Source organism: Demequina sp. TMPB413, from assembly GCF_020447105.2.
In the GTDB taxonomy this organism is placed as follows: Bacteria; Actinomycetota; Actinomycetes; order Actinomycetales; family Demequinaceae; genus Demequina.
In genome coordinates, this window is sequence record NZ_CP096184.1 from 1,460,570 (window position 1) to 1,482,121 (window position 21,552).

At 65.9% G+C, this 21,552-nt stretch carries 20 protein-coding genes; 9 read left to right on the forward strand and 11 right to left on the reverse strand.

Translation table 11 applies throughout. The features are described from left to right. Positions 1-30: 30 nt before the first annotated feature. The 4 genes from ftsY to ndk form a co-directional block, all read right to left on the reverse strand. On the reverse strand, positions 31-1,149 hold the full coding sequence (gene ftsY, locus LGT36_RS07085) for a signal recognition particle-docking protein FtsY (protein WP_226096485.1): 1,119 nt from the start codon (positions 1,147-1,149) through the stop codon (positions 31-33). A 33-nt stretch (positions 1,150-1,182) separates the two neighbouring features. Beyond that, complete coding sequence (locus tag LGT36_RS07090; RefSeq protein WP_226096484.1) at positions 1,183-1,455, reverse strand: hypothetical protein; 273 nt, start codon at positions 1,453-1,455, stop codon at positions 1,183-1,185. A gap of 139 nt (positions 1,456-1,594) precedes the next feature. Next, positions 1,595-5,134, reverse strand: a complete 3,540-nt coding sequence (gene smc, locus LGT36_RS07095; protein WP_226096483.1) for a chromosome segregation protein SMC — start codon at positions 5,132-5,134, stop codon at positions 1,595-1,597. Positions 5,135-5,185: 51 nt separating this feature from the next. Continuing rightward, positions 5,186-5,608, reverse strand: coding sequence for a nucleoside-diphosphate kinase (gene ndk / locus LGT36_RS07100; RefSeq protein ID WP_226096482.1), 423 nt, complete (start codon positions 5,606-5,608; stop codon positions 5,186-5,188). 43 nt (positions 5,609-5,651) lie between these two features. On the opposite strand from ndk, the gene LGT36_RS07105 reads away from it, so the two are divergent. Beyond that, positions 5,652-6,158 carry an adenine phosphoribosyltransferase gene (locus tag LGT36_RS07105; RefSeq protein WP_226096481.1) on the forward strand — a complete coding sequence of 169 codons (507 nt, stop codon included), beginning with the start codon at positions 5,652-5,654 and terminating at the stop codon, positions 6,156-6,158. A gap of 36 nt (positions 6,159-6,194) precedes the next feature. On the opposite strand, the gene LGT36_RS07110 is transcribed toward LGT36_RS07105, so the two are convergent. The 3 genes from LGT36_RS07110 to LGT36_RS07120 are packed head-to-tail and all read right to left on the reverse strand — an operon-like array spanning position 6,195 to position 8,469. Further along, on the reverse strand, positions 6,195-6,641 hold the full coding sequence (locus LGT36_RS07110; RefSeq protein ID WP_226096480.1) for a hypothetical protein: 447 nt from the start codon (positions 6,639-6,641) through the stop codon (positions 6,195-6,197). Between the two features lie 29 nt (positions 6,642-6,670). Next, positions 6,671-7,078 carry a DUF4233 domain-containing protein gene (locus tag LGT36_RS07115; RefSeq protein WP_226096479.1) on the reverse strand — a complete coding sequence of 136 codons (408 nt, stop codon included), beginning with the start codon at positions 7,076-7,078 and terminating at the stop codon, positions 6,671-6,673. Further along, positions 7,075-8,469 (reverse strand): folylpolyglutamate synthase/dihydrofolate synthase family protein, encoded by a 1,395-nt coding sequence (locus LGT36_RS07120; RefSeq protein ID WP_226096478.1) that lies wholly within the window; start codon positions 8,467-8,469, stop codon positions 7,075-7,077. The genes LGT36_RS07115 and LGT36_RS07120 overlap by 4 nt, the downstream gene beginning before the upstream one ends. Positions 8,470-8,551: 82 nt before the next feature. Here LGT36_RS07120 and LGT36_RS07125 point away from each other — a divergent pair, with 82 nt between their 5' ends. Next, on the forward strand, positions 8,552-9,748 hold the full coding sequence (locus LGT36_RS07125; protein WP_226096477.1) for a hypothetical protein: 1,197 nt from the start codon (positions 8,552-8,554) through the stop codon (positions 9,746-9,748). Here LGT36_RS07125 and LGT36_RS07130 read toward each other — a convergent pair. Next, a complete protein-coding gene (locus LGT36_RS07130) occupies positions 9,688-10,230 on the reverse strand; it encodes a MarR family winged helix-turn-helix transcriptional regulator (RefSeq protein ID WP_226096476.1) in 543 nt (180 codons plus the stop codon). The genes LGT36_RS07125 and LGT36_RS07130 overlap by 61 nt on opposite strands. 146 nt (positions 10,231-10,376) lie before the next feature. On the opposite strand from LGT36_RS07130, the gene LGT36_RS07135 reads away from it, so the two are divergent. Continuing rightward, positions 10,377-11,156: an SDR family NAD(P)-dependent oxidoreductase gene (locus LGT36_RS07135; RefSeq protein ID WP_226096475.1), complete on the forward strand. Its 780-nt coding sequence runs from the start codon at positions 10,377-10,379 to the stop codon at positions 11,154-11,156. A gap of 82 nt (positions 11,157-11,238) precedes the next feature. Here the strand turns inward: LGT36_RS07135 and ileS are convergent, their stop codons facing one another. Continuing rightward, positions 11,239-14,406: an isoleucine--tRNA ligase gene (gene ileS, locus LGT36_RS07140; RefSeq protein ID WP_226096474.1), complete on the reverse strand. Its 3,168-nt coding sequence runs from the start codon at positions 14,404-14,406 to the stop codon at positions 11,239-11,241. Between the two features lie 336 nt (positions 14,407-14,742). Here ileS and LGT36_RS07145 point away from each other — a divergent pair, with 336 nt between their 5' ends. The 4 genes from LGT36_RS07145 (at position 14,743) to LGT36_RS07160 (ending at position 17,888) form a co-directional block, all read left to right on the forward strand. Continuing rightward, positions 14,743-15,129 carry a VOC family protein gene (locus LGT36_RS07145; RefSeq protein ID WP_226096473.1) on the forward strand — a complete coding sequence of 129 codons (387 nt, stop codon included), beginning with the start codon at positions 14,743-14,745 and terminating at the stop codon, positions 15,127-15,129. A gap of 61 nt (positions 15,130-15,190) precedes the next feature. Beyond that, positions 15,191-16,084, forward strand: a complete 894-nt coding sequence (locus LGT36_RS07150) for a class I SAM-dependent methyltransferase (RefSeq protein WP_226264609.1) — start codon at positions 15,191-15,193, stop codon at positions 16,082-16,084. Next, positions 16,081-16,668 carry a hypothetical protein gene (locus LGT36_RS07155; RefSeq protein WP_226096471.1) on the forward strand — a complete coding sequence of 196 codons (588 nt, stop codon included), beginning with the start codon at positions 16,081-16,083 and terminating at the stop codon, positions 16,666-16,668. Before LGT36_RS07150 ends, LGT36_RS07155 begins: the two co-directional genes overlap by 4 nt. A gap of 191 nt (positions 16,669-16,859) precedes the next feature. Continuing rightward, on the forward strand, positions 16,860-17,888 hold the full coding sequence (locus tag LGT36_RS07160; protein WP_226096470.1) for a sorbosone dehydrogenase family protein: 1,029 nt from the start codon (positions 16,860-16,862) through the stop codon (positions 17,886-17,888). A gap of 12 nt (positions 17,889-17,900) precedes the next feature. On the opposite strand, the gene LGT36_RS07165 is transcribed toward LGT36_RS07160, so the two are convergent. Continuing rightward, complete coding sequence (locus LGT36_RS07165) at positions 17,901-18,428, reverse strand: hypothetical protein (RefSeq protein WP_226096469.1); 528 nt, start codon at positions 18,426-18,428, stop codon at positions 17,901-17,903. Positions 18,429-18,531: 103 nt separating this feature from the next. Here LGT36_RS07165 and LGT36_RS07170 point away from each other — a divergent pair, with 103 nt between their 5' ends. Together LGT36_RS07170 and LGT36_RS07175 are read left to right on the forward strand one after the other, a co-directional pair. Beyond that, complete coding sequence (locus tag LGT36_RS07170; protein ID WP_226264610.1) at positions 18,532-19,113, forward strand: CDP-alcohol phosphatidyltransferase family protein; 582 nt, start codon at positions 18,532-18,534, stop codon at positions 19,111-19,113. Positions 19,114-19,224: 111 nt separating this feature from the next. Then, on the forward strand, positions 19,225-20,799 hold the full coding sequence (locus tag LGT36_RS07175) for an MFS transporter (protein ID WP_226096612.1): 1,575 nt from the start codon (positions 19,225-19,227) through the stop codon (positions 20,797-20,799). A 62-nt stretch (positions 20,800-20,861) separates the two neighbouring features. Here the strand turns inward: LGT36_RS07175 and LGT36_RS07180 are convergent, their stop codons facing one another. Next, on the reverse strand, positions 20,862-21,419 hold the full coding sequence (locus LGT36_RS07180) for a helix-turn-helix domain-containing protein (protein WP_226096611.1): 558 nt from the start codon (positions 21,417-21,419) through the stop codon (positions 20,862-20,864). Positions 21,420-21,552 lie beyond the last annotated feature (133 nt).

The window sequence follows — 21,552 nt, forward strand, 5'->3', positions numbered from 1 at the left end:
TACGCGCTCATGCGCGCGGGAAGGGAGACGTTAGTCGTCGAGGAGCCCGTCGACAAAGGCTTCGACGTCAAAGGGTGCGAGGTCGTCGACGCCTTCGCCGAGACCAACGAACTTCACGGGGACGCCGAGGAGGTTCTGCACGGCGATGACCACTCCCCCCTTGGCGGTGCCGTCCATCTTGGTGAGCACCACTCCTGTCAGGGGCACGGCCTCCGCGAACACCTTCGCTTGGACGAGGCCGTTTTGGCCCGTCGTAGCGTCGAGCACGAGCAAAGCCTCGCGCACGGGAGCGACCTTTTCGACCACTCGAGCGACCTTGCCCAGTTGATCCATGAGGCCAGCCTTGTTCTGGAGCCTGCCTGCTGTATCGACCAACACCACGTCAACTCCGCGCTCTCGCGCCGTCTGCGCGGCCTGGAAAGCGACAGAAGCCGGATCGGCACCCTCCTTGTCGGCACGCACCGTGTCGACTCCGACGCGCGACCCCCACGTCTCCAGCTGATCGGCGGCGGCCGCCCTAAACGTGTCAGCTGCGCCAAACAGGACGGAGTAGCCATCGGCGACGAGAACGCGTGCGAGCTTGCCGACGGTCGTGGTCTTGCCGACGCCGTTGACGCCGACCATCAGGACGGGTGCGAGTTCTCCTGCCCCTGGGTTACCGAGGAGAAGGTCCCGCTGGGCGTCCGGCTCCATGGCCTCAATGAGCGCCTCGCGGACCGCATCTCGTGCGGATGACTCTCCCGCGTCAACCCGTCCGCGCACGGACAGGAGGATTCTCTCCGTCATGGTCGTTCCGACGTCTGCGGTGAGCAACGCCTCCTCGAGCTCGTCCCAAGCATCGTCGTCATAGTCACTGCGACCGAAGAATCCGCTCAAGCGTGCGCCGAAGGCACCGCCGATGCGTGAGGTCCTGCGCGCGAAGCGCGTCGAGGGTTCTTCCGGCAGCTCGGCGACGGCCGTGCCGATCGGGGCTTCCGCTTCAGGCGAGGCACTCGGCCGCTCGCCGCCGAGCGTGGCGCTGCGATCCGTGTCAGAGGGCGGTGACTGGCGGCGCGAACGCCAACCGAACCACCCGCCGCCAAGGGCGAGCGCTGCCGCGATGCCGACGACGAGTGCGTCGGCGCTTCCGGGAATCCACGAGACGTCCATGGTGCAAGTCTCGCAAACGAAAGGGGCTCGCGCTTACGCTGGCACGCCGCTTCGTGGGCTGGCGTCGCTCGGCACTGTCGCCTCCGAGAATGAAGTCCTGCGAGGGAACTCCGGCTCTTCGAGCGCTGCGATGACGCGCCAGTCGCCATCGTCGCGCGGCACTGACTCGAAGGCCTCGAGCCCATGCTTGCGCGGGGCGAGGCCCAGCAGGACGCGCATGAGATGCGCGCCGCGCCCTTCGGCGGCAAAAGCGAGGATGAATGCGAGGAAGGAGAAGGTCACCGCCCACGCGATGACATCGATCATGTAGCGGAACATACTCGACCCTTCATAACGGACATTTCAGACATACTACTCTCGCCGTTGAGAGGATCCAGAGTGGGGACGCGGCACGCGCGCCCACTCGATAACACGGGCGGCAAGCCCGATTGTTGCCAGCCGGGAGCTACAAGTGCTCGCCCATCCGCTGGCTCACAACGGTCGTGACCCCGTCGCCGCGCATCGTGACCCCATAGAGGGCGTCGGCCACTTCCATGGTGCGCTTCTGATGCGTGATGACAATCAACTGCGAGTCATCGCGAAGCTCGGTGAAGATTTCCAAGAGCCTGCCGAGGTTGGCATCATCGAGAGCGGCCTCGACCTCGTCCATGACGTAGAACGGGCTGGGCCGCGCCTTGAAGATGGACACGAGCATCGCGACCGCCGTGAGCGACCTTTCGCCTCCCGACAACAGCGACAAGCGCTTGACCTTCTTGCCTGCGGGGCGGGCCTCGACCTCGATGCCGGTCTCCAGCATGTTCTTGGGGTCGGTCAGCACGAGCCTGCCTTCGCCACCAGGGAACAGGCGCGGGAAGATGCGTTCGAACTGCTCCGCAGTGTCCGCGAAGGCCTCCGCGAAGATCTTCTCGACGCGCTGGTCGATCTCCTTCACGATGTCCAAGAGGTCGTCGCGAGACGACTTGATGTCCGACACCTGGTCCTGAAGGAACTTGTGGCGCTCCTCAAGCGCGGCGAACTCCTCGAGCGCGAGCGGATTGACCCTGCCCAACTGGCCCATGGCTCTCTGGGCGGTGCGCAGCCGTTTCTCGACGGCCTCCCTCACGAAGGGCTCGAACTGTTCCTCGCCGTGTTCACCAAGCATCGGCACATCGTGTTGAGGGCCAAACTCCTCGACGAGTTGTTCGGGGTCGAGCCCCAGCTCGTCAACGGCACGCATCTGAAGCTGTTCCAGTCGGACCTGCTGCTGAGCTCGCGCCACTTCGTCGCGGTGTGACTCGTCGGTCAGTCGCGCATACTCCCCTGCCAGCTGGTCCACTTGGACACGCACCTCAGTGAGCGCAGACGTGCGTTCCGCACGACTCGCCTCGACCTGCGCCCGCGCGTCATCGGCCCTCGCGACTGCCGAGTCGATGTGCGGCATCGTCGCAAGCACCCCGGCGATGACCTCGCGGGCGGCAAGAGACTGACGCTCGCGGCGCTGAGCCGCCTCCTCTGCCCTCGCTCGCGCATCCCGTTCTGCCGTGACCGTCCGTTCGAGGCTCTCCGCGCGTGCGGCGAGCGCGCGCGACCGCTCCTCTCCTGTGCGCAGAGCGAGGCGAGCCTCCGTCTCCTTGGCCCGCGCCTGCTGGGCCGCCACGGCGTCGGCGTCGCGTTGGCGCTGCGCGTCGGCCGTGTCGGCTTCCGTCTGCTCCGGCTCCGCTTGCGCGGCGCCCAGCCTTTGCACCAGGCCCTCGAGGTCTTCTTCGTCGCTCGCGATACGCGCACTCGCTTGCTCCACTTGGGAAGCGAGTCTCTCAGCGTCGGCCCTGGCCGATCGCGCAGTAGCCGACAGGTGCCCAAGTTGTTCGGCGACGGCGGACATGCGGGCGTCTGACTCATTGAGCCGCGCAAGCGTCGCGTCGTGGTCCTCGCGTGCCTGCTCCTCAGTCTGTTCGGCCGCGCGCTGCTCGAAAAGTGCGCTCTCGATGAGGCGAGCGGCGTCATCGCGATGCGCGACGGCATCGTCGTAAGCGGCCTGGAGGTGCATGATGCTCGGCGCGTCGCCTGCGCCCCCAGAAGCATTGCGTGAGCCGAGCAGGTCGCCACGCCTCGTCACCGCCACCACGTCGGGGTGATCGTTGACGAGCGATCGGGCGGATGCGAGATCGTCAACCACCGCGACGCCGGCGACAAACGACCTCACCGTCGCGGCAAAAGCGTCGGAGCCGGAAATCAGCTCGGAAGCCCACTGCGCTCCGTCAGGTAGCGCAAGAGGCGGGTTGACCGCCGTGGCGCTTGGATCGGCCACGACAAAGCGTGCGCGGCCGGCATCCTCGTCCCTGAGCCAGCGGATCGCGTCGACGGCATCTCCGACGGAGTCGACAGCCGCGGCCTCTGCGAGAGGCCCAAGGGCAGCGGCGATGGCGTCTTCCGCGCCATCGGTCACCTCGATCAGCGACGCCACCGTGCCTCGCACCGACCGCACTCCCGCGGCGAGAAGCTCTCCCACTCCGTCCTTGCGCGCGAGTGACAGGTTGAGCGCCTCGACCTTTGCCGACCACGTGTCCCGCTGGCGTTCGGCGTCCCTCAGGCGCTGCTTGACGTCTTCGAGTTTCTCCTTCGCGGCGTCCCACGCCTCCACGGCCGCCTCGTGGGCGGAGTCGAGGTCTTCTTCTCCGCGCTCGACGTCGGCCACCGTTGTCTCGAGGCGCTGGAACTCCGTGTTGGCCTCATGCGCGCGCTTGTCCGCCTGGGCCTGCGCCTCGCGCAGGCGGCCGATCTCGGCCTCCATCGCCTCAATGCGAGAACGCCTGGCAGCCACGTCACCCGCCAACCGCGCAACGCCTTCACGGCGGTCAGCGACGGAGCGGAGCAGATTCGCCAAGTGCTTCTCGCTTGACTCCGCGGTGCGCTCGGCCTCCGCTCGCACCGCCTCTGCCTGCTCGAGCGCCACCGCCGCCTCGCGCACCTCTGCATCGAGCTCCTCACGAGCCACGTGAGCGCGCTCAAGCTGCTCGGCCAGATCGACCAGGTCGGTCGGGGGAGTCGAATCGATCGACGAACCGAGCATCCTCACGCGTTCCTCGGCGAGAGCCCCGAGATTGCGCAAGCGCTCGCGAATCGATGACAAGCGGTAGTACGTGTCGTTGGCGCGAGTGAGCGCAGGCGTTGCCTCCGCCGACGCACGTTCAAGTTCCGCCAATGCGCCGCGGTGCTCCGCGAGGGCCTTCTCCACCTGAGCGCGCCGTTCGAGAAGCGCCGATTCGTCCGCACGCTCCTCCGCGATCGCCGACGCGAGCGTGGCGATGTCGTCGGCGAGGAGTCTCGCGGTGGAGTCGCGCACTTGGGACTGAATCGACTGTGCTTGGCGAGCCACCTCCGCCTGCTTGCCCAACGGGCCTAGCTGGCGGCGAATCTCGGCGGTGAGGTCCTGCACGCGCGTGAGGTTTCCCTGCATCGCGTCGAGTTTGCGCAGCGCCTTGTCCTTGCGCCGCCTGTGCTTCAGAATCCCCGCGGCCTCTTCAATGAAGTGCCTGCGTTCTTCTGGAGTGGCCCTGAGCACCGCGTCGAGCTGGCCCTGGCCAACGATCACGTGCATCTCGCGGCCCAGGCCGGAATCCGACAGCAAGTCCTGGATGTCGAGCAAGCGGCACGAGGAGCCATTGATCGCGTACTCAGAACCGCCCGAGCGGAACAGCGTGCGGGTGATCGTCACTTCGCTGTACTCGATCGGAAGCGCACCGTCGGTGTTGTCGATCGTGAGCGAAACCTCGGCGCGCCCGAGCGGCGGGCGTCCTGACGTGCCCGCGAAAATGACGTCGGCCATGTTCCCGCCGCGCAGCGTCTTGGCGCCTTGCTCGCCCATCACCCAGGCGAGGGCATCCACCACATTGGACTTGCCGGAACCGTTCGGGCCCACGACACAGGTGATGCCTGTCTCGAACTCGAGGGTGGTCGCCGATGCGAAGGACTTGAATCCTCTCAGCGTCAGCGTCTTCAGATGCACGGGCTCAGCCTAGTGAAGCGTGAGCGCACCGCGGCACGGCGCCACGGCACGTCACCGAAGCTCTGGAAACCAGACGCCCATCTCATGCGCGGCGCTGGCTTGGCTGTCAGAGCCGTGCACCAGGTTCTGGATGACCTTGGTCGGCCACTGCCTGCCCAGGTCACCCCGAATGGTTCCTGGCGGAGCCGTCGTCGGGTCTGTGGGACCGGCTAGTGAACGGAAACCCTCGATGACCCTGTCGCCCTCCGCCACGATCGCGAGCGAGGGGCCGGACATCATGAACTCGACGAGCGGCTCGTAGAAGGGCTTTCCCACATGCTCTTCGTAGTGCTTCGCGAGAATTTCGGGAGTCGCTGTCCGCAGTTCAACGGCGACGAGCGTGTAGCCCTTCGCCTCGATGCGGCGCAGGATCTCCCCTGCCAGTGCGCGCTTCACTCCGTCGGGCTTGATGAGAATCAGGGTGCGTTCTGTCATGCCAGCGAGCCTAACGCCTTGGCCGCTCTGCCAGGATGGCACCATGATCACGCTCGCCGACTTCGCCACCTACCCCGACTTCCCCGTGAAGGGGGTGCTGTTCTATGACATCGCTCCTATCCTTGCGAGTCCAGAGCGCTTCAGGGCGGCGTGCGATGCCCTCACTCCTCCTGCCGGCGAAGGGGTTGACCTGATCGCAGGCGTCGACGCGCGTGGCTTCATCTTCGCCCCTGTGATTGCCCAGGACCTCGGCGTGGGGCTCACGATGGTCCGCAAGAAGGGCAAGCTGCCAGGAGAACTGCTGGAGGCCGACGCCACGATCGAATACGGGGCGTCGGAACTATCGCTCAACCCGACTGGCATCGAGGGCAAGCGGGTGCTCGTGATCGACGACGTTTTGGCCACGGGCGGCACGGCCGGGGCGGTGGCCGACCTCCTCACGCGCGGCGGCGCCGCGTCCGTGTCCTTTGCGTTCCTGATGGAGATTGCGGCGCTGTCAGGGCGCGAGGTGCTGTCTGCCTATGAGGTGCACTCCGCACTCACCGTGTGAGGGTGTCGCGGTGCGAGGGCACAGCGCCCTTCGCTGTTACGCAGCGTGGACGGGCTGGTGCTTGTAGCCAGGTGACCAGCGGGCACCGAGCAACACCAAGGGAACGAGCACTAGCATCGCGGCGACCACTTGGAAAGCGATGTATCCCCAATGCACGCTCAGTGGCACCTCATCGAGGGTACGCAGCCAGCCAGCGTGCGTCGCGAGCGCCCAGACCGTAGCCGCGCCGCCCACCAAGAGCAGGGTGAGCAGAAACCAGACGGGCGCCTGCGGCGTCCTCGGGTACTCCCGTAGATAGTTTGCCCACCGAAAGAGCGCGAAGAACGCCGACAGATTGAGCAGCGCTAGCCCCACAAAGAGCGATGCCTGCACGGTCCCGGGCGCCCTACCGTCTCCCTGGTCGAGGGTGTGCGCCAACTGCACAAGCGACAAGCGCTCGAACGAGTAGAACATCATGCTCAGGCCGACAGCTGCGACAGCCATAGCCAGACCCATCCTCGTGAGAAAGCGGCTCACGTCGTTCCTTCCTGCGCGGTGTCACTCGCGGCGCGCTCGGCCCGCTCTGCGTCGATGCGCGTGCCGAGCCTGACCCCTAGCGCGTAAATCCCTAGGAACATGATGCCCACAAATGCGATTGCTGGCACCCATACTGCCCCTGCGATGAGCGGCGCGTGCAGCGCCCAGCCGAGTATCCGACCCCACTTCGTGTTCGCACGACCGGAGGCGAAGGCGAAACCCGCAGCCAAGGCCGAGCCAGAGAACCACACTGCGCCTGCCGAGACGTCGACCACCTCTGCCCTGCCAAGGCCCCACGTCACCAAGGTCGCGAAGAACGTCGCGAGCGACTCCAAGAGCAACGTGGTCTGAGTGAAAACCACCAGCGCCGAGCGCTGAGCCCTGCCCGCTTCTTGAGAGGTCACGAGCGCCTGCCGTGGCGCGGCGGAGCGTCGGCGCCCAAGAGGACCCGCGCGTCGGCGACCAGCGTGATCGAACCGACCACGAGTACCCCTCCGCCCATATCGTCGTCGCGCTCCGCACGCTGAACGGCAACGTCAAGCGCGGTGGGCACATCTGGCGCCGTCACGACGCGGTCTTCGCCGAAGTGGACGATCGCCATGCGGGCCAACTGATCAGGATCGATCGCTCGTGGCGAGCTCGACCTGGTCACGACGATGCTGTCCAAGAGCGATTCGAGACCAGCAAGAATGCTGTCGGCGTCCTTATCGTCGAGCACAGCAACCACGCCCACGAGCGTCGAGAACGCGAAGGACTCGTCCATCGCCTCGGCAAGCGCCCCCACTCCGTGCGGGTTGTGAGCGGCGTCAACGATGATCGTTGGCGACGTGCGCACGATCTCGAGTCGGCCGGGAGACGTCACGGCCGCGAAGCCAGCCTCGACCGTGTCGCCAGCAAGCGAGGAAGGCTCCCCTCCGTCGGCCAACAGCGCCTCGACGGCAGCGAGAGCCATGCTGGCATTGCGGGCCTGGTGGGCGCCGAGCAGCGGCACGTAGATTCCCTCGTACGTCGCCGACGAGGTGCGCAGCGTGAGCAATTGCCCACCCACAGCGGCGGCGCGATCGACCACCTCGAGGTCCTCTCCCTCTCTCAACACAAAGCGCGCCTGGGGCAACGTTGCCGCGATGACCTCCATCGCGACGTCGGCTTGCTCGGCGACGACGGCGACAGAATTCGGCTTGACGATGCCTGCCTTCTCCCTCGCGATTTCTGCAAGGGTCGATCCGAGCCAGCGCTCGTGGTCCAAGGCGATCGGGCCGATCACCGCGACGTCGGCGTCGGCGACGTTCGTGGCGTCCCACACTCCGCCCATGCCCACCTCGATCACCGCGACATCAACGGGAGCGTCGGCAAACGCCGCGAAGGCGAGAACGGTCAGCACCTCGAAGAAGCTCATGCGCGGCCCGCCTGCGTCTGCGGAGCGCGCATCGACGATCCTGATGAAAGGCGCGACCTCCGCCCACAGGCGAACAAAGCTCTCTTGACTGATCGGTTCGCCGTCGATCGCGATGCGCTCGCGTACCGAACTGAGGTGCGGCGAGGTGAAGAGACCGGTGCGTAGCCCATGGGCGCGCACGAGTGATTCCGTCATCCGCGCCGTGGACGTCTTGCCGTTTGTCCCCGTCAGGTGAATCACCTTGTATGCGCGTTGAGGGTCCCCCAGTAGGGTGCACGCCTCAAGCACACGATCGAGTTTTGGCTCGAAGTCGTGTTCAGGATTGCGGGAAAGTATGTGGGCGTAAATCTCGCGCTCGGCCTGCTCCAGGCTGAGACCGCCGAGGTCGGCATCGCTCATGGGCACTACTCTCCCACGTGGCGCGGTGGGGCGCGCACTTCCTGAGCGAGCACGCGTGCGTGTCCGTCGCTACAGTGGTGCGGTGCGCCGACGCCGAAATGTCCTGTTCGTTGCAGTTGCGTGTGCCGCGGTGGGCATCACGGCCGCTTGCGCGACTGCCCCCGTTGACGCCGACGTCACTCCCCCTGTGGATCCAGATCAAGCGGTCGTCGTGGCCGACGTGGGCGCTACCTACCCCTTTGATACACCGATAGAGCTCGCCTCTTCCATCGTGTACACGCGCACCGGCAACCCTTCCGGCGGTGCGACCGTACCTACCGCGGCCCTCGAGGAGGACGTGTCGTCTCCTGACCACGTGGTAGGTGACGGCAGTGCCGCGTCGTGCACGCCCGCGGCGCTCGCGTCGGCCGTACGCGGCGGCGGCGTGATCGTGTTCAACTGTGGCCCGGCGCCGCTCACGATCACTCTCGATCGCACTCTTTACACGTGCAATACCCACAACTGCGCTCATCCTTGGCAAGGCGGCGTCCCCGTTCAAAAGATGGTGCTCGACGGTGGTGGGCTGATCACGCTCAGCGGAGCCGATGCTCGCGGCATCTTCTACGCGAACGCTTGCGAGGAGGAGTTTGGCTGGCTCACGTCGAACTGCAACAACCACACGACGCCGCTGATCGTGTTCCAGAACATCACCTTGACGCAGGGAAATGCCACCAACGGCCCTGCCGGTTTCGACGGTGTTGGCGGCGGCGGCGGGGGCGGAGCGATTGCGATGAGAGGCGGGCAGTTCAAGGCCGTCAACGTGGCCTTCACGAACAATCGTTGCATCACGCAACACTCCGATGCTGGCGGCGGCGCCGTTCGCCTGACTCTGAGCGCCGCCACCCACTACATCGTGAACTCGACGTTCGAGGGGAACTCTTGCGCCAACGGCGGTGCCGTTTCGGGGTTGCACTCCTCGATCCAGGTGCTCAACTCGATCGTCGCCGACAACCGCGCCACCGGGACTGGAGCCTCGTCAGGGCTCGGCGGCAATGGCGGCGGCATCTATGGCGACGGCAACACGTTCCACTTCCTCGTTGCAGGCACCGAGATCTCAGGGAACTACGCCGACGAGGGCGGTCCCGGGATCTTCTACGTCTCCAACGACCGCACCGGGACTCTCACCATCCGCGACTCGCAGGTCGTGGACAACACCGGCGAGGACTTCTACACCGCGCCCTATCGGGACATCTTCTTCTTGGGCGCCTCGCTGTCGGTGACCGGCTCGACCGTCGAGTAGGTGGGCTGCCAGCCTTCATCGCCGCTGATCGCCCGCGCGATGCGCCGACTGATCTCGCGCAACTGCCTCTTCTGGGCCTGAGTCAACTGATCGAGCACGATGGCGCGGACGGTCTGCACGTGGCCTGGTGTCGCGTCATCGACTTTGCCGCGACCCGCATCCGTGAGGACCGCTAGCGTGTAGCGCCCGTCTGCTGGGTCGGTGACTCTGCTCATCCAGTCCCTCGACTCGAGCCGGGTCGCTGCGCGCGACAGACGTGAGAGCGAGCTGTTGGCGTAGCCCGCCAACACGCTCATTCTGAGAGTACGATCTGGCGCGCTCGCCAAGGCAAACAAGATGCCGTACTCGAAGTGAGTGAGGCCAGCGTCTGCCAGCAATTGAGCGTCCAGAGCGGATGGCAGTTGCTCGAGAACGGTGGCGAGGGCCGCCCAGGTCTCCAGGTCGTCACCCATGAGCGACGCGGAATCGACCGTGTCTGACATGGCCACAGTCTAGGCGAAGGGACGCGCCGCCCGGTCGCCTATGGCTTGACTGGGAAAGTGATCCCGCCTATCTTTCACTTGATCAAGCAAGTGACCACCGGGTGGCAGCGGCTGCCAGAGAACGTGAGGACCCCATGGATTTGCACATGTCTGGCAAGAGGGCATTCATCAGCGGTTCCACTCAAGGAATCGGGTTTGCGATCGCAGAGGCACTCGCCCGCGAGGGAGCGTCGGTCGTCATCAACGGCAGAAACCAACGGGGTGTTGAGTCGGCTGTCGCGCGGCTGCAAGAGGCCGTCCCCCACGCCAACGTTTCGGGAATCGCGGCGGATTTCGGAAACGATGCGGACGTCGAACGCCTCCTCGCCTCGCTGGGCGAGGTGGACATCCTGGTCAACAACGTCGGCGTCTTTGAGGTCGCGCCCTTCGCCTCGATCACGGATGAGGACTGGCAGCGCTACCTGACGGTGAACCTGATGAGCGCTGTACGCCTCTCGCGGCACGCTCTGCCACACATGATCACGAAGGGCTCTGGCCGCGTGATCTTCATCGCGAGCGAGTCCGGGGTCAACGTGCCCGCCGACATGATCCACTACGGCGTCACCAAAGCTGCCATGCTCGCCCTCAGCAACGGGCTCGCGAAACTGACAAGGGGCACCGCGGTGACGGTCAACTCGATTCTCGGCGGGCCGACGCTCTCCGACGGCGTCGCCGACGCGATCGGCCAGATCGCTCAAGCGCAGGGGGTGCCATCCGAGGCCCTCGCGTCCGCCATCATCGCCGAAAACCGCACGTCGCTGCTCGAGCGCTTCATCGAGCCACAAGAGATCGCGAGCCTCGCACTGTACTTGGCTAGTCCGCTCTCTTCCGCGACCAATGGCGCAGCGATTCGGGCCGATGGCGGCGTGCTCACGAGCGTGACCTGAGGCGTGCTCGCGTGGGCGCCACGGCCCAAAGAGTCAGCCGACGCTCGCCACGACCGCGCCGGCTGCCTCCTGTTGCCGCGGACTACGCCTTCGCCACCGCCACCGCTTCGTCTCCAGCAGTGACGGAGAGGGACGTGGCGAGCACCTCGCGGGCGATGAGCTCGCGGTGCGCCTCGACAGCACTCACCCGCTCTTCTGGCACCGTCACGGTCAGCGCGATCCTGTCGCCGACGTTCAGGCCCTCAGCCTTGCGCTTGTCCTGGATCGTGCGGATCAGATCGCGCGCATAACCCTCGGCCTCCAAGGCGGGAGTGAGCGTCGTGTCGAGAGCGACGAAACCGCCACCAGGCAACACCGACGCCACCAGTGCGTCGTCTCCCCCTGCGCCGATCACGGTGGTGAGCTCGTACTCCCCCGGCTCGAGGGCGATGCCGCCCGACGTCACCACTCCGTCGACTTCCGACCACGCGCCCGTCTTGGAACCCTTGATGGCGTCTTGCACGGCCTTGCCGATGCGCGGCCCCGCCGCCCTCGCGTTCACAGTGAGCCGTCGCTCGACCGGGTTGGCCTTGACGAACGCCTCGATCGTCACGCTCACGACCGTTTTGACGTTGAGCTCAGAAGCGATCAACGCGACATACGGGCGCAGCGATTCCGGCTGCGGCACCGCCACCTCAAGCGCGCCGAGCGGCTGACGCACGCGGATCTGCTCGCGCTTGCGCAAGGCGTGCGCCACCGAGACGACCTCGCGCACCTGATCCATGGCTCCACCAAGGGTGGCGTCAGACCACGCCGCCGGCGCGACGGGGTAGTCGGTCAGGTGCACGGAGCGCCCGCCGGTGAGCCCGCGCCACACTTCCTCTGTGGTGAGCGGCAACAGCGGTGCCGCAAGACGAGTGATGGTCTCGAGCACCGTATAGAGGGTGTCGAAAGCGTCGGCGTCTTCGTCCCAGAAGCGGTCCCTCTGAGTACGGACGTACCAATTGGTGAGCAGGTCCATGTATTGGGCGAGCGCGTCGGAGGCCCCTGGAACGTCGAAGGCATCCATCTGCGCCGTCACCGTCTCCACGAGCTCCGCCGTCTTGGCCAGCACGTAGCGATCCATGACAGGCAAGGAGGCGACCCGGGCGTCGTCAATGGCCTTGCCCAGCACGCCAGCGCCGCCATTCGCCGCGCCCGCGTAGAGCGTGAAGAAGTAGTACGTCGACCACAGGGGCAGCATCACTTGGCGGACGCCTTCGCGGATTCCCTCCTCGGTCACCACCAAGTTGCCGCCGCGCAAAATGGGCGAGCTCATCAGGAACCACCGCATGGCGTCGGATCCGTCGCGGTGGAACACCTCGTTGACGTCCGGGTAGTTGCGCAGCGACTTGGACATCTTGCGGCCGTCGCTTCCCAGCACGATGCCGTGGCTCACGCATGTCGAGAAACTTGGCCGGTCGAAGATCGCGGTAGCGAGCACGTGCAAGGTGTAGAACCACCCGCGGGTCTGGCCGATGTACTCGACGATGAAGTCGCCTGGGTAGTGCGAATCGAACCAGTCGGCGTTCTCGAAGGGGTAGTGCACCTGAGCGAAGGGCATGGAGCCGGAATCGAACCACACGTCGAGCACGTCGGTGATGCGCCGCATGGTGGACGCCCCGGACGGGTCGTCGGGATTTGGCCTCGTGAGTTCGTCGATGTACGGCCGGTGCAGGTCCGGCTCGCCGTCCTCGTTGAGCGGCAGGCGCCCGAAGTCGCGCTGCAGCTCCTCGAGCGAGCCGTAGACGTCCATCCGCGGGTACTCGGGGTTGTCGCTCACCCACACGGGGATGGGGGTGCCGAAGTAACGGTTGCGGCTGATCGACCAGTCGCGCGCGCCCTCGAGCCACTTGCCGAACTGGCCGTCCTTGATGTGTTCGGGCACCCAGGTGATCTGTTGGTTCAGCTCGACCATGCGGTCGCGGAACTCGGTGACGCGCACGAACCAGGAACCGATGGCGCGATAGATGAGGGGATTGCGGCAGCGCCAGCAGTGCGGGTAGCTGTGGTTGTACGTCTCGTGGCGCAAGACCAGGCCTGCGGCCTTGAGGTCCTTGATGATGGCGGCGTTGGCGTCGAACACCTGCTGACCTTCATAGTCAGGCACCTCGCTGGTAAAGCGTCCCTTGGAATCAATCGGGATGACGGGCTCGATACCAGCTGCGGCACACACCGCCATGTCGTCCTCACCAAACGCGGGCGCGAGGTGCACGATCCCGGTGCCGTCTTCTGTGGTGACAAACTCGCCGCCAAGGACTCGGTGCCCGTTCTCATGACCCGCGAAGTAGGCAAACGGCGGACGGTAGCCGAGCCCGATGAGGTCGTCGCCAGTCAGTCGGGTCACCATCTCTGGCTCGCCAAGTTCGCGCGCATAGGCAGTGAGCCTGTTCTCGGCCAGCACCACGTTGCGTCCTGCGAACTCGCCCTCGGTGGGGCGCACTGCTACGTAGTCGATGTCGGGCCCCACGGCCACGCCAAGGTTGGAGGGCAGCGTCCACGGCGTCGTCGTCCAGATGAGCAAGGAGGCGTCGGCGAGGGTGCCGGAAGCGTCGACCAACGGCAACAACACCGTCAGCGCCGGGTCCTGGCGGTCGGCGTAGACGTCGTCGTCCATGCGCAACTCGTGGTTGGACAGGGGGGTCTCGTCGCGCCAGCAATACGGCAGTACGCGGTGGCCCTCGTAGGCGAGCCCCTTGTCATAGAGTTGCTTGAAGCCCCAGATCACCGACTCCATGAACGTCACGTCGAGCGTCTTGTAGTCGTTCTCAAAGTCCACCCAGCGGGCCTGGCGCGTGACGTAGGCCTCCCATTCGTCGGTGTACTTGAGCACCGAGTCGCGGCACGCCTTGTTGAACGCGGCGATGCCCATCTCGTCGATCTGGGCCTTGTCGGTGATCCCGAGGATGCGCTCGGCCTCGAGCTCCGCTGGCAGGCCGTGGGTGTCCCAGCCAAAGCGGCGTTCGACCTTCTTGCCGCGCATGGTCTCGAAGCGGGGAACCACATCCTTGGCGTAACCCGTCAGCAAGTGGCCGTAGTGCGGCAGACCATTCGCGAAAGGGGGTCCGTCGTAGAAGACAAACTCCTCGGCGTCGTCGCGGTTGTCGATCGACGCCTGGAAAGTGTCGTCTGCCTTCCAATACGCCAGCACGTCCTCCTCAAGGGAGGGAAAGCTGGGCGAGGAAGAGACCTCTCCTGCCGGACGATGCAGCGGGTAGCGGGCGTCGCTCACGGGAAATCCTTTGGTCAAGCGGGCAAGGGCGGTACTGGCATCAGGTCAACTCATGCGAGGACGCACCGCCTCAAGGAACTGAGTCCCTCGAGAGACGTTGCGCGGTACCACCTCGCTTGCCCGCCGGCCCCGTGAGGGACCACCGTGCCTCTCATGCCCCCTCTTCCAAGGAGGCGCCGCTATGACGGGCTGCCCGTGCGGTTCTACTCCCCCACGACGAGTCGTGTGGTTTCTTCCGCAAGCTCACCGGTGATTGCCGGGTCAGTGCTCTTGGAATCCAGTCTATCGGGCGCGATAGCCGTGTGCGAGCGACACTAGTGGGGAGAGGAGACCACCATGCTCGGATCCAGCGAGGCAATCGGCACCTTCTCGACGGACTCCGTCGAGCGCGCCGTCCCCTTCTATCGCGACGTCCTCGGCATCGATGCGTCGGTCGTCGACGCGGGCGCGCCCATCCTGAACCTGCGCTTCAAGAACGGCGCCACCTTCATGATCTACGAGAAGGAGGACCACGTTCCTGCCTCGCACACCGTGATGATGTTTCCTGTCGCGGACGTGGGCGAGACTGCGCGGCGACTCGCGGAGGCTGGGGTCTCGTTGGAAGCAACGTCGTTCACTGACGACGACGGGGTGGCGAGGGACCCTTCCGGTCAGATGCCGCAAGTGGCCTGGTTCAAAGACCCTGCTGGCAACTGGCTCAGCATCCTCGAGGCGGGGGCCTGAGCCCCTGTCCGTGCGCGTGAAGCGCGAGGTCCAATGAGGCAGATTCTCGAAAGGAGTGCGCGTGGGCGTGGCGCCTGACAAGCTCGAGATTCTTGACGTGCTGTGGGCCGTCGACGGCGATGGCGACCGGGTACCGGTACTCAAGGCCGACGCCGTCGGCCGTTTGCGTGCGTCCGACCAACCGCGCGCGGCGCGCCTCGTGGAGGCACTCCCCGACTCGGGCGGAGTTCTGGACGCAGCGGCGATTGACTCGGTCTTCTTGGCGGTGCACCTCGAGTTGGCAAGGCTCAGCGAGTTTGTGCATGTCCCCCACGTGATGGCCCACGCCCTCCGTCCGATCATCACGACGCTCCGCGAGTCCGCTCTAGGACCCATCCACGTCGTTGATCTCGGTTGCGGCATCGGCTACGCCACGCGCGTGCTCGCCGCCACTGGCGCCCTTGGCGACGACGTCACGTACATGGGCCTCGACTTCAACCATCTGTTGATCGACGCTGCTCAACGCCTCGCCGCCGCCGAGGAGATACCTGTCACGTTTCGCGTCGGCGACGCCCTGGACCCCTCACTGTGGATGGCCGATCCTGACCGCACCATCGTGGTGTCGTCGGCGGTGCTTCACCACCTTGGGCGCGCAAATCTCACACCCTTCTTCGCCCAGACCGCCCGCTCCCAGGTGTCGGCCTTCGCGCACTTTGACGTCGATCCCGGGCTGTGGGCCATGGTGGGCGGCTGGGTACTTCACCGCACCAGGATGACCGAGCCCATCTCTCGCCACGATGGCGGGATGTCGATGCGCCGCGCGCTGCCAGCGCTCGTGCTCCTCGAGCACGCCGCAGCTGGCACTGCCGCCGCGTACCACTTGCGCTGCGATTCCGTCACCAACCTGTACCCCAGGCCCGAGCACATCGTGCGACCCATCATGGGTCTGAGAACCGACCTGGGGGCGCTGTCGTGACGGACGTTCTTCAGTCGCTCGGTTGGCGGGACCTGGGCGTCGTGGTGCTCATCGGCATCGTCGTGCTCCAGCACGCGGGCACCGCTGGAATCCATGCGGCGATGGGCAGAGATGGTCGCGTCTACCACCGCGGCATCGAGGCGAAGGGAGCTCTGCGAGGGATAGTTGCCCTGGTCGCACTCGTCGCTCCCGTCGCGCTGGTGGCGGCCCTCGACGCGCTGTCGTCGCCCGCGCGCTTCGACCACTACGTGCGCGCGGGCGAGGCGATGCTGTGGTGGTGGTTTCCCATCACCATCCTCGCGTTCGTCAGTTTCTCGATCGCCAGGTTGTCACCATGGCAGGTGCGATCTAGCGTGAATTCCATGGTGTTTAGTTCGCTTGAGCTGTTCCGACCGGCCGTCGCGGCCGCCGGTGTAGCGGTGGCCATGTTCACTGTCGCCGACGCGAGGGTCACCTTCGCCGTGGCGCTTGCCGTGATCGCTTCGCTCCAGGTCGAGCGAGTGACGCGACGCTGGTGGTACTCGCGACCCATCACACTCGACGACTTGGGTGCGCCTGTCGCCCGGACGATGGAGGCGCCGTGAGGTCGGGAACCGAGAGCCGACTCAAGGGTCTAGCGAGGGGCCTCGCGTGCGCGTCCGCGGTCCTCGTGGCAGCGTCGTGCGATTCCACGCCAGGCACGGATCAAGACCCGCTGGGGGTCTCTGACCAGCCACCGATCACGGGGGACGGCGGTACTCGGTCGACCGCGGACGGACCACAGGTGATAGGAGGTGTGACGCAGATCAGTGTCACGGGCGAGCGGGAGATTGCGACAGGGCTCAACATCCCCTGGTCGCTCGCTTTCACTCCTGACGGCGACGTACTCGTGACCGAGCGCGACGCCGGCCGCATCCTGCGCATTGCACCTGACGGGACCGCCACGCCGCTGTCGGGGCCCGGCGCCCAGAACCTCGCGTCGGCGAATGACTCCCAAGGCGAGGCGGGCCTCTTGGGTCTTGCCCTTCACCCTGACGACCCCTCGCTGTTGTACGTCTACCAAACGAGGGCCAGCGGCAATTCCGTCCTACGAATGACGCTGAACGGCTCCTCACTGAGCGAGCCGACCGCCATCCTCGAGGGAATCCCTAAGGCGCGCAACCACGACGGCGGCAGGCTGGCGTTTGGTCCGGATGGCTATCTCTATGTGTCGACAGGGGACGCTGGCAACCCCGACCTCGCTCAAGACAAGGACTCGCTCGCGGGAAAGATCCTGCGCCTGATCGCCGACGGTACGGACGCCGACGGCGGGGCCGCACCTGGCAATCCCTTCGATTCGAGAGTGTGGACGTACGGGCATCGCAACGTTCAAGGGATGGCATGGGTGGCCGACGGACGCATGTACGCCTCGGAATTCGGTCAAAGTTCCCTCGATGAGGTCAACCTCATCCAGGCGGGCCACAACTACGGGTGGCCTATGGTCGAGGCCACCGAAGGCGCACCAGAGGGTACGCAGCTAGGACAGACGGTCGACGGCCTGACCTACCCCGTGGTCGAGTGGCCGACCCACGAGGCTTCGCCATCCGGAATGGCTGCGACGAACGAAGGCCTCTATGTGAGCGCGCTGCGCGGCGAGCGACTGTGGCGCATCCCGCTCACCGGGGAAGGCGTCGCGAGCCCCCACGTGCTCATCGATGGCTACGGTCGCATTCGCAACGTGGCAGCCGGCCCCGATGGAGGGCTCTACCTGCTCACGGGCAACACCGATGGGCGTGGGGACCTGCGCGAAGGAGACGACCGACTCGTGCTCCTGACGCTTGACTAGGGGCGTTTCGCCCTAGTCGGCCAGTTTGAGATCGAGCCTCACCTCGTGACGGGAAGCCCGGCGCTCCACCGCCGGATCCGTCAGATAGGTTTCAGTGCGCGCGACAAAGGTATTGCCCGTCTCATCGCGCAGACGGTCGATCTCATGCCCCTGTTCCACGCACCACGTCGTCAGCAGGCGGTTCGCCCTGATGCCGTGATTGATATAGGTCAGCGTCGCAAAACGCCCTGGCGGGACCGCGTCGGCGACGATGCGCTTCTCCTCAGCCTCGAGTGCCGCGGCCACGGCGGCCTCGGCTTCCTCACGGTTGGCCACCGGTACAGCAACGGAGACCGTCGCCCTGTCCGACAGATCGACGACGTGCAGCCGCAAGAACGGGGGCCCTGCGACCTCAACCGGGTGGGCCTGAAGCCATCTGGCCAGTTCGGTGCGCATGGCGGCAGTGTGGACGGCTAGCCCCCTGAACGGGATGCGATCCCTGAAAGCGAGGTAGGGCAGTTCCTCCCGCTCGACAACATCGGGTCCTGACACGATCTTCATAAGGCGAGTCAACCATCTGTCGGCGAGTTTCACGTCACGCCTCTTGGTGGGCGTGGGCCTCTTGGCACTCGCCCCGTCAGCCCCGAAACCCTAGGCTCTCGGCATGCCGATTGTCATGCCGAGTCTCACGGGGCCGGACATCGTCACGGCGTCGCGGATTCCCCTCGCATTCGCGCTCGCCGCAGTAGCGCCTGCGCGAGGCGCAACACTGTGGATCTTCGCGATTGGCTGCGCAACGGACGTCATCGACGGTTGGTGGGCGCGGCGTGCCGGTATTGAGAGCGCGAGGGGCGCACGGCTGGACTCCGTAGCGGATGCCGTTTTCTTTGTGGCCGCAACATACGCCGTCATCGTGACAGTGGAGCTCACGATCGTGCCCGCTGCAGCTGCCGCCATCGCGTTCGTCGCACTCACTCGCATCGCGAACATGGCCATCACAAAACGTCGCTTCGGCCGCTTCAACGTCATGCACACCGACCTGAACAGGGCGACGGGGGCTGCGCTCGCGCTGGCAGCGGGGGTGGGCCTCGCGACGGGCGCCTTGTCGACCCCAGCCGTGCTCGCGGTGACGGCGTTCGCCGGGTTGGCGTCCGTGGAAGAACTCGTGCTCGTGAGCCGGGCGGGCACGTATGATCCTGACCACAGAGGCGTGGTGAGGGAAACGTTGGCTCGCGTCGTTCGTTGAGGCACATGGGACCGTAGGATCGTCGTAGCGCGATGCCAGGTGCCACGAGGCGTCGCGCCGCGCAAGCGGAAGGCACCGCCACCCCACACCGTCACGCCACACCGTCACGCCATGCTTGGAAGTACGCGCTTGTCCACCACCTCAGGGTCGATCGCCTACGACGATCCCGATCCCACTCGAGAACTCCCTCACGTCCCCGAAGCGCTCGTCCTGGAAACGACCCCTATCGAGGATGTCGAACCGCTCGAGGACGTCACCACCGCGTCAATGCCGATTGTCGCGAGCGCCAGCGCGGTGGTGGTCGACGAGGCCGACGCCGGGACCAGATCCGTTGAGGCCCTCGCGCTGTCGCCGCTGCGAGCCAAACTGGCTCTCGCCACGCTCTCGGCCTCGGCCTTCGCGATGGGCGCCAACGAAGTATCGGTCGTCGCACTGAGCCAAACGATCGCGACGGGACTCGGCGTTCCTCTCGCGTCTATTGGGCTGGTGGCGACTGCGTTCGCGCTGACGGTCGTCGTCGCAGCTACTCCCCTGACGTTGATCACAGCGCGCGTCAGCAGGCGCCTCACGCTGTCGATCACGCTCGGCGTGTGGACCGCGGGAGTCGTGATTGCCGCATCGTCGCAGAGCATCGTGCAACTCGCAGGCGGCCGCATCGTGACCGCGGCGGCCCATGCTCTGTTCTGGGCGGTGGTCGCGCCGACGGCTACGAGTCTCTTCGCCCCTCACTTACGCGCACGCACCATTACGAGGGTCATGGTCGGTTCTGCTGCCGCGGGAGTGGTGGGCACACCGCTTGTCACCTTGACCGGCACCACGTTCAGTTGGCAGGCGCCGTACTGGGGGTTGGCCGTGATCGGCGCGATGCTGACGGCCTCCGTGATTCTTTCCCTGCCTGGCGGCGTTCGCCGGCACGAGGGTCACACTCCGCACACTCGAGGAGACCTGCCTTCGCGGCGCATGTTCGCGAGGGTGCTTGCGGTCGCCTTTACCGCCACCGTCGGCATGAGCGTGAGTTGGACGTACATCGTTCCCTTCTTCACGCGCCAGGTGGGTCTCAGCGTCGGCAGCATCCCGGCATTGTTTGCGCTCGGCGGGATCGTCGCGGTAGCGACGACGCTGTCCATCACGCCCCTTCTTGCGCGAAACGTCGTCCACGCTGTCAGATTTGGTCTCGCTCTCCTGGCGATGGCGTGGGGTCTACTCTCCCTCGCGACGACGTGGTCAGCCCTGGCAGCCCAGGTCCTCCAGGCCGCCGGCTGGGCAGCCCTCGTCGCAGCCCTGCTCAACTGGGCGATGCGCCACACGCCGTGGCGTACCGACGTCGGCGCGAGCATGTACACCGTCGCCGTGAACTTCGGCGCAGCTGCCGGTCCCGTCATGGGAGCGGCGATCGTGGCCGAGTGGGGCACGGGTGCGCTACCGCTTGCATCGTTCGTGTTGACGATGGCGGCCGGAGCGATCACGACCACGATCGATTCCGACACATTGCGACGCTTGCGCGTCCCCCGCCGTCTGCGGGTTGCCGTCCAGGCGCGTTTCGACTTGAGACAACGGCGCGCGGCGTGGGCCGCTCGCACGCGACCCACGGCGCTCAGACCACGCGGACGCGCGGTGGCGTTCACCGGCGGTGCTGAGAAGGCGCGCACGGCGCTTCGCAACCGCAAGCGACGCGTACGCCGCTGACGCTGCCGGTGCCGCCGGAATCAGCACCTCATCCCGGCGGTGCCGAGGGGTTCATGGGCCTCTCAGCGATGAGGGTTCGGCGCAGCCGCTTGCCCTGGTGACGCGGATTCGGCCGACGCCGGAATCGCTGCACACGTGACAATCCAGGCGGGTGCGTGACGCGTTTTCTGGAGGGCAGCCAGTTCGTCGAATGTGCGCGTCACGCAGCTGTTGAATTCCGCAAGTTGCTCGGCGTTCAGATGCAATACCTCGCGACGCAAGTGAGCCTGGCCGGGGCGCCACGAGGGGCTCGCGGCCCATTGGGCCGCATCAACTGACAGAGCGCGCGCGACAGTGTCTGCGGCGGCGGCGAAACCCTGTGCCGTACTCACGGCGGGCTCGGTCTGGGGCGCCTTGACCACGCGATAGACGCGTTCCATCGCCCCGCCTCGCTGACGACGCTCGACCACTGCGATGATTCCCGCGTCCACGAGCCTGGTGATCGCGCGATACAAAGACGCTTGCGCCACGTCTGGCACGCGCTTGCGAAGCTGCTTGGTGGTGAGGTCGTCGGACCCCAAGGCAAGGACTACTCGCATCCTTACCGGATGCAATAGCACTTGAGCTTGGTGATCCCCCACAATTCGTAGTGTAGAGATGTCACAGGTTCTTCAGGTGCCAATTGTGGATACCCATTCATATTCATCATTGATAATGAGTAATTGCCGCAACTCGCTCATGTGGCGACGACCTTCGCTCACCGGACACCGTCTC